The sequence below is a fragment of the Microbacterium sp. NPDC090281 genome, assembly GCF_044769635.1.
Classification (GTDB): Bacteria; Actinomycetota; Actinomycetes; order Actinomycetales; family Microbacteriaceae; genus Microbacterium.
Window position 1 is genome coordinate 408335 of record NZ_JBIVYH010000001.1, and the last position, 12927, is coordinate 421261.

12 protein-coding genes are annotated in these 12927 nt (G+C 68.9%); 5 read left to right on the plus strand and 7 right to left on the minus strand.

Features of this window, described 5'->3' with window-relative positions; genetic code table 11:
- Position 1 precedes the first annotated feature (1 nt).
- Genes ACIQTX_RS01940 through ACIQTX_RS01970 form a run of 7 tightly spaced genes read right to left on the minus strand, consistent with a single transcriptional unit; the run spans position 2 to position 6148 of the window.
- The gene (locus ACIQTX_RS01940) at positions 2 to 538 is read right to left on the minus strand and encodes a 3-hydroxyanthranilate 3,4-dioxygenase (RefSeq protein WP_105526600.1); all 537 of its coding nucleotides are present in this window, start codon (positions 536 to 538) and stop codon (positions 2 to 4) included.
- Positions 535 to 1029 (minus strand): RidA family protein, encoded by a 495-nt coding sequence (locus ACIQTX_RS01945; protein WP_402968163.1) that lies wholly within the window; start codon positions 1027 to 1029, stop codon positions 535 to 537. Before ACIQTX_RS01945 ends, ACIQTX_RS01940 begins: the two co-directional genes overlap by 4 nt.
- A complete protein-coding gene (locus ACIQTX_RS01950) occupies positions 1026 to 1847 on the minus strand; it encodes a 2-keto-4-pentenoate hydratase (protein ID WP_402968166.1) in 822 nt (273 codons plus the stop codon). The genes ACIQTX_RS01945 and ACIQTX_RS01950 overlap by 4 nt, the downstream gene beginning before the upstream one ends.
- A complete protein-coding gene (gene dmpG / locus ACIQTX_RS01955) occupies positions 1844 to 2881 on the minus strand; it encodes a 4-hydroxy-2-oxovalerate aldolase (protein WP_402968169.1) in 1038 nt (345 codons plus the stop codon). Before dmpG ends, ACIQTX_RS01950 begins: the two co-directional genes overlap by 4 nt.
- Positions 2878 to 3816 (minus strand): acetaldehyde dehydrogenase (acetylating), encoded by a 939-nt coding sequence (locus tag ACIQTX_RS01960; protein WP_402968172.1) that lies wholly within the window; start codon positions 3814 to 3816, stop codon positions 2878 to 2880. Before ACIQTX_RS01960 ends, dmpG begins: the two co-directional genes overlap by 4 nt.
- Positions 3813 to 4643: a 2-keto-4-pentenoate hydratase gene (locus tag ACIQTX_RS01965; protein WP_402968175.1), complete on the minus strand. Its 831-nt coding sequence runs from the start codon at positions 4641 to 4643 to the stop codon at positions 3813 to 3815. The genes ACIQTX_RS01960 and ACIQTX_RS01965 overlap by 4 nt, the downstream gene beginning before the upstream one ends.
- Positions 4640 to 6148 (minus strand): 2-hydroxymuconic semialdehyde dehydrogenase, encoded by a 1509-nt coding sequence (locus ACIQTX_RS01970; protein ID WP_402968178.1) that lies wholly within the window; start codon positions 6146 to 6148, stop codon positions 4640 to 4642. The genes ACIQTX_RS01965 and ACIQTX_RS01970 overlap by 4 nt, the downstream gene beginning before the upstream one ends.
- A gap of 83 nt (positions 6149 to 6231) precedes the next feature.
- Here ACIQTX_RS01970 and ACIQTX_RS01975 point away from each other — a divergent pair, with 83 nt between their 5' ends.
- From ACIQTX_RS01975 to ACIQTX_RS01995, 5 genes are all read left to right on the plus strand, one after another.
- Entirely contained in the window at positions 6232 to 7200 is a 969-nt protein-coding gene (locus ACIQTX_RS01975; RefSeq protein ID WP_402968181.1) for a LysR substrate-binding domain-containing protein, read from the plus strand.
- Between the two features lie 124 nt (positions 7201 to 7324).
- On the plus strand, positions 7325 to 8938 hold the full coding sequence (locus ACIQTX_RS01980; RefSeq protein WP_402968184.1) for an LVIVD repeat-containing protein: 1614 nt from the start codon (positions 7325 to 7327) through the stop codon (positions 8936 to 8938).
- Between the two features lie 96 nt (positions 8939 to 9034).
- Positions 9035 to 10525, plus strand: coding sequence for a DHA2 family efflux MFS transporter permease subunit (locus ACIQTX_RS01985; RefSeq protein WP_402968187.1), 1491 nt, complete (start codon positions 9035 to 9037; stop codon positions 10523 to 10525).
- 56 nt (positions 10526 to 10581) lie between these two features.
- On the plus strand, positions 10582 to 11706 hold the full coding sequence (locus ACIQTX_RS01990; RefSeq protein WP_402968190.1) for an ABC transporter ATP-binding protein: 1125 nt from the start codon (positions 10582 to 10584) through the stop codon (positions 11704 to 11706).
- Positions 11707 to 11764: 58 nt separating this feature from the next.
- Positions 11765 to 12925: an ABC transporter substrate-binding protein gene (locus tag ACIQTX_RS01995; RefSeq protein ID WP_402968193.1), complete on the plus strand. Its 1161-nt coding sequence runs from the start codon at positions 11765 to 11767 to the stop codon at positions 12923 to 12925.
- Positions 12926 to 12927 lie beyond the last annotated feature (2 nt).

Consider the following 12927-nt stretch of genomic DNA (forward strand, 5'->3'; position numbering starts at 1 on the left):
TTCAGCCCTTGCCGGGGTGGACGGCGCCGCACTCGGGGCAGGTGCGCCCCTCTTCGCTCTCGTAGAAGTCGCGGAACACCGGCGGCAGATCTTCGACGATGTCGCGCACCTGGAGCTCGACCTCGTGCACCTTGGCGTTGCAGTTCGGGCAGAACCAGGCGAACTTCTCGAGCGTGCCCTCTTCGCGGATGCGCTCGATCACGATGCCGATGGAGCCCTCTTCCGGGCGCTGCGGGGAGTGGAACACGTTGCCGGGCAGCAGCCACATCTCGCCCTCGCGGATGTCGATACGCTGCAGACCGTCGGGCGTCTGGATGTTCACGTGCATGTTGCCGCGGTACTGGTAGAACCACTCCTCATACGGGTCGAAGTGGAAGTCGGTGCGCTGGTTCGGGCCGCCGACGACCTGCACGATGAAGTCGCCCATGGGCGTCCAGGCGGCCTTGTTGTTGACCGGTGGCTTGAGGAGATGCTCGTTCTCCTTGATCCATGCGGGGAAATCGATCACGGGTGGGATGACGGGTGCGATGGTGCTCATTTCTCCTCCTCGAGAGTGGCAGCGGTGTTGTGGTCAGTGGTGTTGTGGTCAGTGGTGGTGCGGTCGGTACTGGATTCGGGGCGGCGCGCGATCGCCTGGATCTCGATGCGCAGGTGCGGATGCGGCAGGGCATGCACCGCGACCGTGGTGCGGGCCGGCCCCTGCTCGTCGAAGTACTCGGCCCAGACGGCGTTGTACGCGACGAAGTCGTTCATGTCGACGAGGAAGCTGGTCGCCTGCACCAGGTCGTCGAGGCCGCAGCCGGCGGCGGCCAGCACTTCGCGGATGTTCTCGATGACCGCGCGGGTCTGCACCGCGACATCGAGCCTCGTCGCCCCGAACTCATCGACCTCGGCTCCGGCGATCGTGTTGTCGGGACGCCTGCTCGACGTGCCGGAGACGAAGACCAGGTCGCCGGAGACCTTGGCGTGCGGGAAGCGGCCGCGGGGCGTGGCCTTGCCCTCGACGAGGATGCCGCGTGATTCGGTCATCGTGCCTCCTCCTGGACGAGACTGTCGGCTCCGTTGCGCGTGCGGACACTGACGCTTCCGAGCCCGGTGATCGTCGCCTCGACCACTCCGTTGTCGGGCAGTGGGACGGCGGCGGTCGCGGCCCCCGCGAGCAGCACCGTGCCGGCGCGGAGGGTGAACCCGTGGCGGGCGGCGAGCCGTGCGGCTGCGGCGATGGCACGACCGGGGTCGCCGAGGATCGCGGCGGTGGAGCCGGTGGCCGTGACCCTGCCGTCGACCTCGAGCCGGACAGCCCTGTTGTCGAGGGCACCGGCCCGGTCGAACGGTGTCCATGGGCCGATCACGTAGCCGGCTGCCGAGGTGTTGTCGGCCACGACATCGGAGAGGCTGAAGCGGAAGTCACGGTACCGCGAGTCGATGATCTCCAGCGCAGGAGCGACCGCGGCGACGAGCTCAGACAGCGGGCGATCGGCTCCGGCGCCGTTGATATCCGTGCCGTCGATGTCGGATGCCAGGAGGTAGGCGACCTCGGGCTCGATGCGCGGGTGGATGGCCGATCGCCGGTCGAACGTCGCACCGTCGTCGAGGCGCATGGCATCGGTCAGGGTGCCGATGATCACATCGTGCACGCCCATCTGCTGCGCCTTCGCCTGACTCGTGAAGCCGAGCTTGAGGCCCGCGATGCGCTCGCCGCGGGCGACTCGGCGGGCGATCAGCGCATGCTGCGTGGCGTACGCGGTGTCGAGACCGACCTCCTCCGTGGAGGAGAGCTGGCTGATGGCGGTCGCGGTGCGCTGAGCGGTGTCGAGCGCGGCGGCGAACACGGCATCCGCGGTCATGCGGTCACCTCGATCGAGCGGGCGGCGACGAGGTCGAGGGCGACGTCGACGATCATGTCCTCCTGGCCGCCCACCATGCGGCGGCGTCCCAACTCCACGAGGATGTCACGGGCATCGAGGCGGTGCTTCTCCGCCGCGCGCTCGGCGTGCAGCAGGAAGCTCGAGTACACCCCCGCGTAGCCGAGCGTGAGGGTCTCGCGGTCGACGCGGACCGGGCGGCGCTGCAGCGGACGCACCAGCTCCTCCGCGGCATCCTGCAACGCGAACAGGTCGCAGCCGTGCTCCCAGCCGAGCAGGTCGGCCACCGCGATGAACGCCTCGATCGGGCAGTTGCCCGCCCCCGCGCCCTGTCCTGCGAGCGAGGCGTCCACCCGGTACACGCCGTGCTCGACGGCCGTGACGCTGTTGGCCACGCTCAGCGAGAGGTTCTCGTGGGCGTGGATGCCGATCTGCGTGCCGGGGTCGAGCACCTCGCGGTAGGCGTCGACGCGGTCGGCGACGTCGCGCATCGTGAGGCGTCCGCCCGAGTCAGTGACGTACACGCAGTGCGCTCCGGCCGCCTCCATGATCTTCGCCTGCTCCGCGAGACCGCGCGGATCGTTGAGGTGGCTCATCATCAGGAAGCCCGAGACGTCCATGCCGTGCTCGCGCGCCCAGGTGATGTGCTGGATCGCGACGTCGGCCTCGGTGCAGTGCGTCGCGACCCGCACGCTCGCGACACCGAGGTCACGGGCCCTGGCGAGGTCGTCGATCGTGCCGATGCCGGGCAGGATCAGGGTGGTCAGGACGGCACGGTCGAGCACCTCGGCCGCCGCCTCGATCCACTGCCAGTCGGTGTGCGCGCCCTGTCCGTAGGCCACGCTCGAACCGCCGAGGCCGTCGCCGTGCGCGACCTCGATGGCATCCACGCCCGCGGCCTCGAGAGCACGCGCGATGCCGCGGACCTGGTCGGTCGTGTAACCGTGGCCGATGGCGTGCATGCCGTCGCGGAGGGTGACGTCCTGCACGTAGACGCGCGGAGATGCAGTGGTCATGCGGGAACCCCTGTCCGTTCGGCGACGAGTCTCTCGGCCGTGCGCAGGGCGGCCGAGGTCATGATGTCGAGATTGCCCGCGTACTCCGGAAGATAGTGGCCCGCGCCCGCCACCTCCAGCAGGACGGTCACGCGCGTGCCGCGGAACGGGCGGTCGAGAGCAGGCACGTAGGCCTCGTCGACCGCGTCGAACTGCACCTGCTGCTTGAGGCGGTAGCCGCCGACGTAGGCCTGCACCTCGGCGACCATGTCGGCGACCGAGGCGCTGACGGCATCGCGATCCAGTGCGTCGGGGTCGCCCTCGACCAGGCAGAACACGGTGTCGCGCATGATGAGCGGCGGGTCGGCCGGGTTGAGCACGATGATCGCCTTGCCGCGTTCGGCGCCGCCGATCACCTCCAGCGCGCGGGCGGTGGTCTCGGTGAACTCGTCGATGTTCGCTCTGGTGCCGGGACCGGCCGACTTCGAGGCGATCGACGCGACGATCTCGGCGTAAGCCACTGGGGCGACGCGCGATACGGCGGCGACCATCGGCACCGTGGCCTGGCCCCCGCACGTGACCATGTTCACGTTGGTCGCGCCGAGGTGCGCCTCGAGGTTCACGACCGGCACGACGTAGGGGCCGATCGCCGCGGGGGTCAGATCGACCATGATGCGCCCGGCGTCGCGCACGAGTGCGTCGTTGCGGGCATGGGCTCCGGCCGAGGTCGCATCGAACACGAGCTCGACGTCGGCGAACTCGGGCATCGCGATCAGGCCGTCCACGCCTTCGTGGGTCGTGGCCACACCGAGCCGGCGCGCGCGGGCGAGCCCGTCGGAGCGCTCGTCGATGCCGGCCATCGCGACCACGTGCAGCGTGGTCGAGAGCCGCTTCACCTTGATGAGCAGGTCGGTGCCGATGTTGCCTGAGCCGATGATGGCGATGCCGACGGTCATGCCGCTGCCCCTTCCGTTGATGTGCCGGATGCCGTGCCGAAGAAGTCGGCACGCACCTCGCCGAGTCCGTCGAGGCGGGCGCGGTAGACCCCGGCGGTCGCGTCGACCATCGGGCCGAGCGCTCCAGAGAGGATCACCTCGCCCGCGCGCAGCGGCTGCCCGCGTCTGGCGACCTCGCGTGCCAGCCACGCCACCGCGATCACCGGGCTGCCGAGACACGCAGCGCCCGATCCGGTCGAGACCGGACGGCCCTCGCGGTCGAGGGTCATGCCGAGTGCGGTCAGGTCGAACCCGTCGAGGCGTCGAGGCGTGGTGCCGAGCACGACCGCCCCGCTGGAGGCGTTGTCGGCGATGGTGTCGGTGATGCGGATGTCCCACCCGGCCACGCGGGAGTCGACGACCTCGATCGCGGGCAGCACGAACTCGGTGGCCCGGATCACATCGGCGACGTGCGTGGTGGGGGAGTCGAGGTCGCTGCCGAGCACGAAGGCGACCTCGGCCTCGGCGCGCGGCTGCAGGAAGCGCGCGAGGTCGATCGGCTCACGGTCGGCGAACATCATGTCGTCGAGCAGTACGCCGTAGTCGGGGCTGTCGACGCCGAGCTGCGTCTGCACGGCGGGGGAGGTGAGGCCGATCTTGCGGCCGACCACCCGTCGCCCTTCGTCCAGGCGCCGGGCGATGCCGAGCGACTGCACCGCGTACGCGGCATCCTGATCCGTCTCGCCGAGCAGGTCGCGCACCGGCGCACACGGGCGCCCCGACTCGGCTGCGAGCCGAAGCCGTTCGTCCGCCAGGCGCACGGCGTCGGAATCCTGGATGCCGGTCACAGCTGCACGCACACGTTCGTCGGCTCGGTGTAGAACTCGAGCGAGTGGTGGCCGCCCTCGCGGCCGATGCCCGAGAGCCCGACACCGCCGAAGGGGCTCCGCAGGTCGCGCAGATACCAGGTGTTGACCCACGACATGCCGGTGCGCATCTGCTGCGCCACGCGGTGGCCGCGGGTGAGGTCGGTGGTCCAGGTGACGGCGGCGAGCCCGTAGTCGGTGTCGTTCGCCAGTCGGATCGCCTCCTCCTCGGTGTCGAACGGGATGAGCGCGGCGACCGGACCGAACACCTCTTCGCGCACGGTGCGGTGGCTGTTGTCGAGGCCCGTCCACAGGGTCGGCTCGATCCAGGATCCGCCATCGAGTCCGTCGCCGAGGGTGGGGATGCCACCGCCGGCGAGCACGGTCGCACCCTCCGCGACGGCGAGGTCGAAGTAGGAGCGCACCTTCTCGCGGTGCGCCTGCGAGATGAGGGGACCGGTGGTCGTGGCCGGGTCTTCCGGGCGGCCCAGTCGCAGACGGGCGGCGTGCTCGGCGAGGCCGGCTGCGACATCGTCGAAGACCGAGCGCTCGACGTAGATGCGCTCGGTGCACAGGCACACCTGGCCGGTGTTGAGATACGTGGAGCGGGCGAGGCCGGCGATGGCGGAGTCGAGGTCGGCGTCCGCGAACACGAGCGCGGCGTTCTTGCCGCCGAGCTCGAATGAGACCGGGCGCACGCGCGGGGCGACCGCCCGCATGATGGCCGAGCCGGTGGACGATTCGCCGGTGAAGGTGACCCCGTCGATGCCCGGGTGCTTCGTGAGTGCCTCGCCTGCGGAGTCGGCACCGAAACCGTGCACGACGTTGACGACGCCGGCCGGCACCCCCGCCTCGGCGAGGATCTCGGCGAGCAGCGTGGCCGACGAGGGCGTCTCCTCCGAGGGCTTGATCACGACCGTGTTGCCGGTGGCGAGGGCCGGAGCGAGCTTCCACGTGAGCAGCAGCAGCGGGAGGTTCCACGGCACGATCACGGCGACGACCCCGAGCGGCTTGCGCACGGCGTAGTTCAGGGCGCGGCGGCCGTCGAGCAGCTCGGTCAGGAAAGAGTCGAGTCCGGCCGTGGAGACCGTGTCGGCGAAGGAGCGGAAGTTCGCGGCGGCCCGGGCCACATCGAGGTCGCGGGCGAGAGCCTCGGGCTTGCCGGTGTCGCCCACCTCGGCCGCGACGAGCTCATCGGCGCGGCGGTCGATCGCGTCGGCGACCCCGCGCAGCAGACGGGCGCGTTCGGCGACCGTCATCCGTCCCCACGGTCCGTCGAACGCCGCGCGGGCAGCGGCCACGGCGCGGTCGACCTGCTCGGTGCCGGCTTCGTGCACCTCGGCGATGATCGACCCGTCGACCGGACTGATCTTCTGGAAGGTGGCGATGCCCTCCACGCGCTCGCCGGCGATCATGTTGTGGATCGCGCGGGGCGCCCGCTCCGGCTCGGCGGCACGGAGGGGAGGCGTCATCGTCTCGGAAGGCATGGGCTCAGGCTAGGAAGGTTCGAGGGATGCCGACAAATACTCTCTTGATGCACTGCCATGCCCATACGGCTATAGTCCGGAACATGGTCACCGATCGACTGCTCGACGGACGGGTCAAGATCCGCCACCTCGTCCTCGTCACCGCCATCGCCGACGAAGGCACCTTGGTGCGCGCCGCCGAGTCGCTGCACATCACCCAGCCCGTCGTCACCCGCGGCCTCCGCGAGGTCGAAGACGTCTTGGGCGTGCCGCTGTTCGAGCGGCTGCCGCGCGGGGTCAGGCCCACGCAGTACGGGTACTCGTTCATCGAGCGCGCACGTTCCGTGCTCGCCGAGCTTCGTGCCGCGGGGGAGGAGGTGCGGCTGCTGCAGTCGGGGCAGCTCGGCACCGTCACGGTCGGCACACACCTCGCAGGCTCCAACCTGCTGCTGCCACGGGCCATCGCCGCGCTGAAGGCCGAGCATCCACGGCTCACCGTCGTCGTGCGTGAGGGAACGCCCGACACGCTGCAGCAGCTGCTCCTTGCCGGCGACCTCGACCTCACGGTCGGGCGGCTCTCGCCCACGGCGCCGGTGCGACTCGAGCAGGAGCGACTGCATCTCGAGCCGATCCGCCTGGTCGCGCGCGCCGGGCATCCGGTGCTCGGCGGGGTCAAAGCGAACTCCCTCGCCGAGCTGATCAGCTACCCGTGGATCTTCCCGGTCGCGCAGACGGCGCTGCGGGCCGAGCTCGAAGCGGTCTTCTTCCACGAGGGACTGCCGCTCCCGCCCGACCGCGTCGAGTGCACCTCGATGCTGACGCTGCGCACCCTGCTCATCTCGACCGATGTGATCGCGGCGCTCCCGATGTTCATCGCCGTCGACGACCGCGAACTGCGGATCCTGCCCACGCCGCTCAGCTCCATCCGTCGTTCGGTCGGCGTCACGGTGCCCAAGGACCGGGCGCCGTCGCCGGCAGCATCCGCGCTGCTGGCTCATCTGCGCGAAGAGGGCGCACGCCTGGCGGAGCTCGAGCGCGAGTACGCGCAGACGGAGCCGCGCTTCGCCGGCTGATATGCCCGGATGGTCATAGCTCTGACCCGTATGGATATTGGACAGCATCGCTCCCACAGGGTGAACCTGATGAGAACGACACCACGTCGTGACGATCTCACCCGATTCAGCCAATGGAGGCGACATGGCCGGCTCTCCCTACGTGCCCGATGCGAAGAAGTACCGCCCGGAAGACTTCGTGCGCGTCGCCGGTGAACCGGCCGATCCCGATCCCTCCAGCTGGGGCATGCAGCCCGACGGCACGTTCCTGCCGCCGGAGCACACGCCGTCCGTGCCTCGCGACGTCTTCGTCGACTGGCCGGGGCAGCTCGACTACCGCGACCCCGAGACCTATGCGCTCAACGCGACCGCCGAGGCGTTCTACCCGATCGTGGTGAACACGAGCCACTCGTGGCAGTGCATCTACGACTGGGACGGCCGCCGCCTCATGCTGCACTACGGCGGCGGCAACCACTGGAAGCTCTACGACATCACCGACCCGCGCGACCTCACCATCGTCGACGAGGAGCAGTGGGGCTGGGACGACCCCCGCCCGCAGTTCGGCGCGACGACGGTGCAGTGGAACCAGAAGCTCGGCAAGCACATCGCCATCCAGGCGAGCGAGACCCCGCGGTACTTCCTCAAGGGGCGCGTCGCCAACAAGTGGATCGACGACACCGTCGAGGGGCAGCTGAAGGAGTGGGAGGGCCTGCGCGGCTTCCGCACCTGGGAGATGAACGGCCCCAGCCCCCGCGACTGGACGCTCCTCACCGAGGTCTCGACCGACCCGAACCACGGACCGGACGAGATCCAGGAGGGCAACGGCGTGCTCGACCTGCCGGTCTACTACGGCGACAAGTACCTGTTCGTGGCGACCGCGCCCGACAACACCTTCACCAACCAGCCGTACAAGACCACGCTGTGGACGGCGGGGCACGCGGCCTACGACGTGTCGGACCCGGCGAAGCCCGAGCTGCTCTCGAACTGGTGGGTGCCCGGATCCCGCGCCGGCGAGGAGGCGGACTCCGAGTACCTCGCCGACAACGAGCGCTGGAACAACAAGACCTCGTGGTTCGGCTCGCGCATGGGCATCTTCATGCCGCGCTCGGTCGAGTCAGGGTGGAAGTACGGCTACGCCGCCCAGGGCGGTCAGGGCTTCTTCGTGCTCGACGTGTCCGACCCCACGAACATCAACCACGTCGGCTGGTGCCACCTCCCGGTCAGCGTCGCCGGCACCGAGGGCGACAACGTCGACACCACTCAGGTGGAGGAGACGGGATACGTCTACGTCTCGGGCTACCCGATGAACACCGACTGCTACGAGCCGGCCAAGGAGATCTACCAGATCGACGTGAGCGACCCGACGAACCCGCGGGTCGTGCGGACGCTCCCCCGCCCGACGCCGCCGGCAGAGGCCGCGTTCACCGACTGGGCGCAGCGCCGCGGATCGTTCGGGCCCAAGCGCTCGGGCTACTTCACCAACACGGGCACGCCGCACGGTGGAGTCATCCCTTACGCGTTCTACGCCGCTGGTCTGCAGATCTTCGACGTGCGCGACCCGGAGAACCCCAAGGTCGGTGCGTACTTCGTTCCGCCGATCGGTCTCAAGGACGACGATGACCTCGCCGCCCCCGTGCACGGCATCTTCGTCGAGTGGGACCGCAACGTGATCTGGCTCTTCGCCAACCACGGCATCTACGCGGTCTCCACTCCGCTGCTGGGAGAACCCGTCGTCGGCATCCCCGCCGCCGAAGGCTGACCGCTTCCCCGAAACTCCGGTGTCCGTCCTCCGACAAGGGGCTGAGTGGACGGACACCGGCTCCCGACCCATGACGATCCCTCCCGAAAGCGATCCATGACTCAGACAGTCAGGCCCTGGCCAGCCCTGTGGGCGCTGTGCATCGGCTTCTTCATGATCCTCGTCGACACGACGATCGTGGCGATCGCCAACCCGGTCATCCTCGCGGCGTTCGACGCCGACCTGACCACGGTGATCTGGGTCACCAGCGCCTACCTGCTCGCCTACGCGGTTCCGCTGCTGGTGACGGGCAGGCTCGGCGACCGGTTCGGTCCCAAGCGGGTCTACCTCGTAGGCCTCGTGGTCTTCACTCTCGCCTCGCTCGCGTGCGGCCTGGCCGGCAGCATCGAGATGCTCATCGCGGCCCGAGCCGTGCAGGGCTTCGGTGCCGCTCTGATGACGCCGCAGACCATGGCGATCATCGCGCGGGTCTTCCCGCCTCGCGGTCGCGGTCAGGCCATGGGCGCGTGGGGAGCGGTCGGAGGGTTGGCGACGCTCGTCGGTCCGATCCTCGGCGGCGTGCTCACCGACACCGTGGGCTGGGAGTGGATCTTCTTCGTCAACGTGCCGGTCGGGATCGTCGCCTTCGTCGTCGCCTGGCGTCTGGTGCCGAACCTGGAGGGGCATCCGCACCGGTTCGACTGGATCGGCGTCGCCCTGTCCGGGCTGGGGCTGTTCCTGCTGGTGTTCGGCATCCAGGAGGGCGAGGTCTACGACTGGGGGGTGATGTTCGGCCCGGTCACGGTGTGGGGCGTCATCGTCACAGGCGCCGTGCTGCTGGTGCTCTTCGTGGTCTGGCAGCGGTTCAACCGCGCAGAGCCCCTCATGCCCCTCAGCCTGTTCCGCGACCGCAACTTCTCGGTCGCGAACGCCACGATCTTCCTCGTCGGTGTCGGCATCACCGCGATGCCCGTGCCGCTCGCCTTCTACTTCCAGGTCGCCCGTGGCCTCGACCCGACGCTCGCCGCTCTGATGCTCGCGCCGATGGCGGTCGTCTCGGGTGTGCTCGGGCCGTTCGTCGGCAAGCTGAGCGACCGGATCGGTCCGCGCTGGGTGACGTTCGCCGCCTTCGTCATCTCGGCCGTGGCCATGGCCTGGTACGCGGCGACGATGACGCTCGATGCTCCGTTCTGGCTCCTGCTGTTCCCCTCGGCACTGCTGGGGGTTGGGGTGTCCGGCATGTTCGGCCCGCTCGCGTCGACCGCCACCCGCAATCTCCCGCACACGCAGGCGGGAGCGGGATCGGGTGTGTACTCCACGACCAGGCAGATGGGATCGGTGATCGGATCGGCGCTGCTGGCCGTGCTGATGAATGTGACGCTCGCCGCGCACATCACCGGTTTCGTGCCAGGGGCGATCCACCCGGGCAGCGAGCTTTCGACGAAGGACGGCATCGGGCTGGCCGCGGCCATGTCGCAGTCGCTTCTGCTTTCGGCCATCGCCTTCGCGGTGTGCGCGGTCGTCGTGGTGTTTTTCGAGAAGCCCCGCCCCTGGGGTGCACCGACCGCCCCGCAGCCGGTGGGTTCTGTTGTGAGAGAGGGACGATGATGACGGCAATCGCAGTGGATCCAACATCCAGAACCAAGAAGCAGGAGAAGGCTCCGATGAACGAGAGATCCGGAGGCGGAAGACTCGTCGTCGACGGCCTGAAGAAGGACTACGAGCTGGATGGCGCGGCCGTTCCCGTCGTCAAGGACGTCACCTTCACGATCGAGCCGGGAACGTTCTACTCGCTGCTGGGTCCGTCGGGATGCGGCAAGACGACCACGCTGCGCTGTGTCGCCGGCCTCGAGCGGAGCAACGGCGGTGTCATCTCGCTCGACGGCCGCGTTCTGTCGACGGGCACCGAGCACGTGTCGCCGGACAAGCGCGACATCGGCATGGTGTTCCAGAACTACGCGATCTGGCCGCACATGACGGTCTTCGCCAACGCGATCTTCCCGCTGCAGGTCGCGGGTTCGAAGCTTCCGAAGCAGGAGGCGCGCAAGCGGGCGATGGAGGCGCTCGAGCTCGTGCAGCTCGACCACCTCGCGCAGCGCCCCGCCACCGCGCTGTCGGGCGGACAGCAGCAGCGACTCGCTCTCGCCCGTGCACTCGCTCATCGGCCGCGACTGCTGCTCCTCGACGAGCCGCTGTCGAACCTCGACGCCAAGCTGCGCGACACCATGCGCAACGAGCTGCGGAGTCTGCAGCGCACCCTGGGCATCAGTGCCCTCTACGTCACGCACGATCAGTCGGAGGCGCTGTCGATGTCGGACCGGGTGGCCGTGATGAACGAGGGGCGGATCGTGCAGGAGGCCACGCCCCGCGAACTCTACGACCAGCCGGCAGACCGGTTCGTGGCGAACTTCGTGGGCCGCGCGAACATGATCCCCGCCGTGGTGATCGACCGCGATGGCGCCGGCGACGCGGTGGTCGAAGCGCTCGGCACCCGGTTGCAGACGCCCGTGCCCGACGACGTCTCGGCGGGCGATCAGGTCACGTTGACCTTCCGCCCCGAGACCGTGCGCTGGCACGAGACCGCGGTCGACCGCCCGAACGTGCTTCCCGTGCGCATCGTGCGAGTGGAGTTCCTCGGCGAGATCGTCGAGTACGAGGCCGAGGTGCTCACCGACGGCGAGCCGGTCGCCACGATCGTCGGCCGCGGAGCACCGCAGGCGACACCCCCCGAGGGCGGCAGGGTCTTCCTCGAACTGGTCCCGCACGCCTGCCGCGTGCTGGGCGCCTGACGAAACCACGCACCACACCCGCAATCACATACCTGATGTCAGAGAGGACATTCAGATCATGAAGAGAACACTGGGAGCAGTCGCCATCACGGCGGTCTTCGCGCTCGCCCTGACCGGATGCAACACGTCGACCGAGGCCGCCGGCGGTGACAGCGCGCTCAAGGGCGACGCCGCCTCGGCCACCTGCGATGCTGCGGAGATCGGAGCGATCACGCGCTGCGAGAACTTCTACGACGACTACTGGCCCGAGATCGACAAGCAGCTCGACACCCTCTACGAAGAGGCCAAGAAGGCCGACGGCGGCACGCTCGTCATCTGGGACTGGTACGAACTGTCGCCCGATGTGATCGAGCAGTTCAACAAGCGCTTCCCCGACATCAAGGTCGAGACCAGGGGACTCACCTACAACCTGTCATCGGCGATCATCTCGGCCAAGGCCACGGGTTCGCGCAACACCGATGTGGTGTCAGGCTCCATCACCTCGATGGCCGCCATGTACGACGAGGGCTTCTGGGAGAAGGTCGACTGGGAGAGCTTCGGCGTTCCGAAGGAGTTCCTGACCATCGGTGCCCCCGAGCTCATGCCCGACAGCATCAACGGCACCCTCATCCAGTACAACACCGACAAGGTCGAGTCGGTGCCGGAGACGCTCGACGGGCTGCTGGCCCCCGAGTACAAGGACAAGGTGTCGGTCGCCGGCTACAACGCGGTGGTCTTCGCCGGATACGGCATGGCCGAGGGCGAAGACAAGATGGTCTCGCTGATCGACGAGCTCATGTCGTCGGGCAACCTGAAGCTGCTCGAAGACCAGGGCGCTCCGCTCTCCAGCGGTGACGTGCCGATCGCGCTGAACCAGACGCTGTTCAACCCGAACCCCGCGCTGCAGGTCTCGCCGTTCGAGCACGCGGGAGTCTGGGCGCAGTTCTCCGGAGTGAACTCCGACGCCAAGAACAAGCCGGGTGCGGCGCTGTGGACCCTGTGGAACGCGTTCGACCCCGACTGGATCAAGCTGCGCATGACGGATGAGCGCTTCGCGAGCACCCAGGTGCCGTTCGCAGGTCTTCCGGCCGCGACGTTCGCCGAGTCCACCGGGCTCATGAAGACGAACTCCGACGCACTGCTGCTCGGCCTCGACAACGGGGCCGAGACCGAGACGCAGGCCACTCGTGACGACTGGCAGGCCATGATCAACGCCGCCGACAAGGCGCTGAACGGATAACG

Excerpts from the sequence above, each read along its gene's own strand:
- ACIQTX_RS01945 (WP_402968163.1), bottom strand. The coding sequence starts at position 1,029 with ATGACCGAATCACGCGGCATCCTCGTCGAGGGCAAGGCCACGCCCCGC.
- ACIQTX_RS01950 (WP_402968166.1), bottom strand. The coding sequence starts at position 1,847 with ATGACCGCGGATGCCGTGTTCGCCGCCGCGCTCGACACCGCTCAGCGC.
- dmpG (WP_402968169.1), bottom strand. The coding sequence starts at position 2,881 with ATGACCACTGCATCTCCGCGCGTCTACGTGCAGGACGTCACCCTCCGC.
- ACIQTX_RS01990 (WP_402968190.1), top strand. The coding sequence starts at position 10,582 with ATGAACGAGAGATCCGGAGGCGGAAGACTCGTCGTCGACGGCCTGAAG.
- ACIQTX_RS01960 (WP_402968172.1), bottom strand. The coding sequence starts at position 3,816 with ATGACCGTCGGCATCGCCATCATCGGCTCAGGCAACATCGGCACCGAC.
- ACIQTX_RS01980 (WP_402968184.1), top strand. The coding sequence starts at position 7,325 with ATGGCCGGCTCTCCCTACGTGCCCGATGCGAAGAAGTACCGCCCGGAA.
- ACIQTX_RS01970 (WP_402968178.1), bottom strand. The coding sequence starts at position 6,148 with ATGCCTTCCGAGACGATGACGCCTCCCCTCCGTGCCGCCGAGCCGGAG.
- ACIQTX_RS01985 (WP_402968187.1), top strand. The coding sequence starts at position 9,035 with ATGACTCAGACAGTCAGGCCCTGGCCAGCCCTGTGGGCGCTGTGCATC.
- ACIQTX_RS01975 (WP_402968181.1), top strand. The coding sequence starts at position 6,232 with ATGGTCACCGATCGACTGCTCGACGGACGGGTCAAGATCCGCCACCTC.
- ACIQTX_RS01995 (WP_402968193.1), top strand. The coding sequence starts at position 11,765 with ATGAAGAGAACACTGGGAGCAGTCGCCATCACGGCGGTCTTCGCGCTC.
- ACIQTX_RS01940 (WP_105526600.1), bottom strand. The coding sequence starts at position 538 with ATGAGCACCATCGCACCCGTCATCCCACCCGTGATCGATTTCCCCGCA.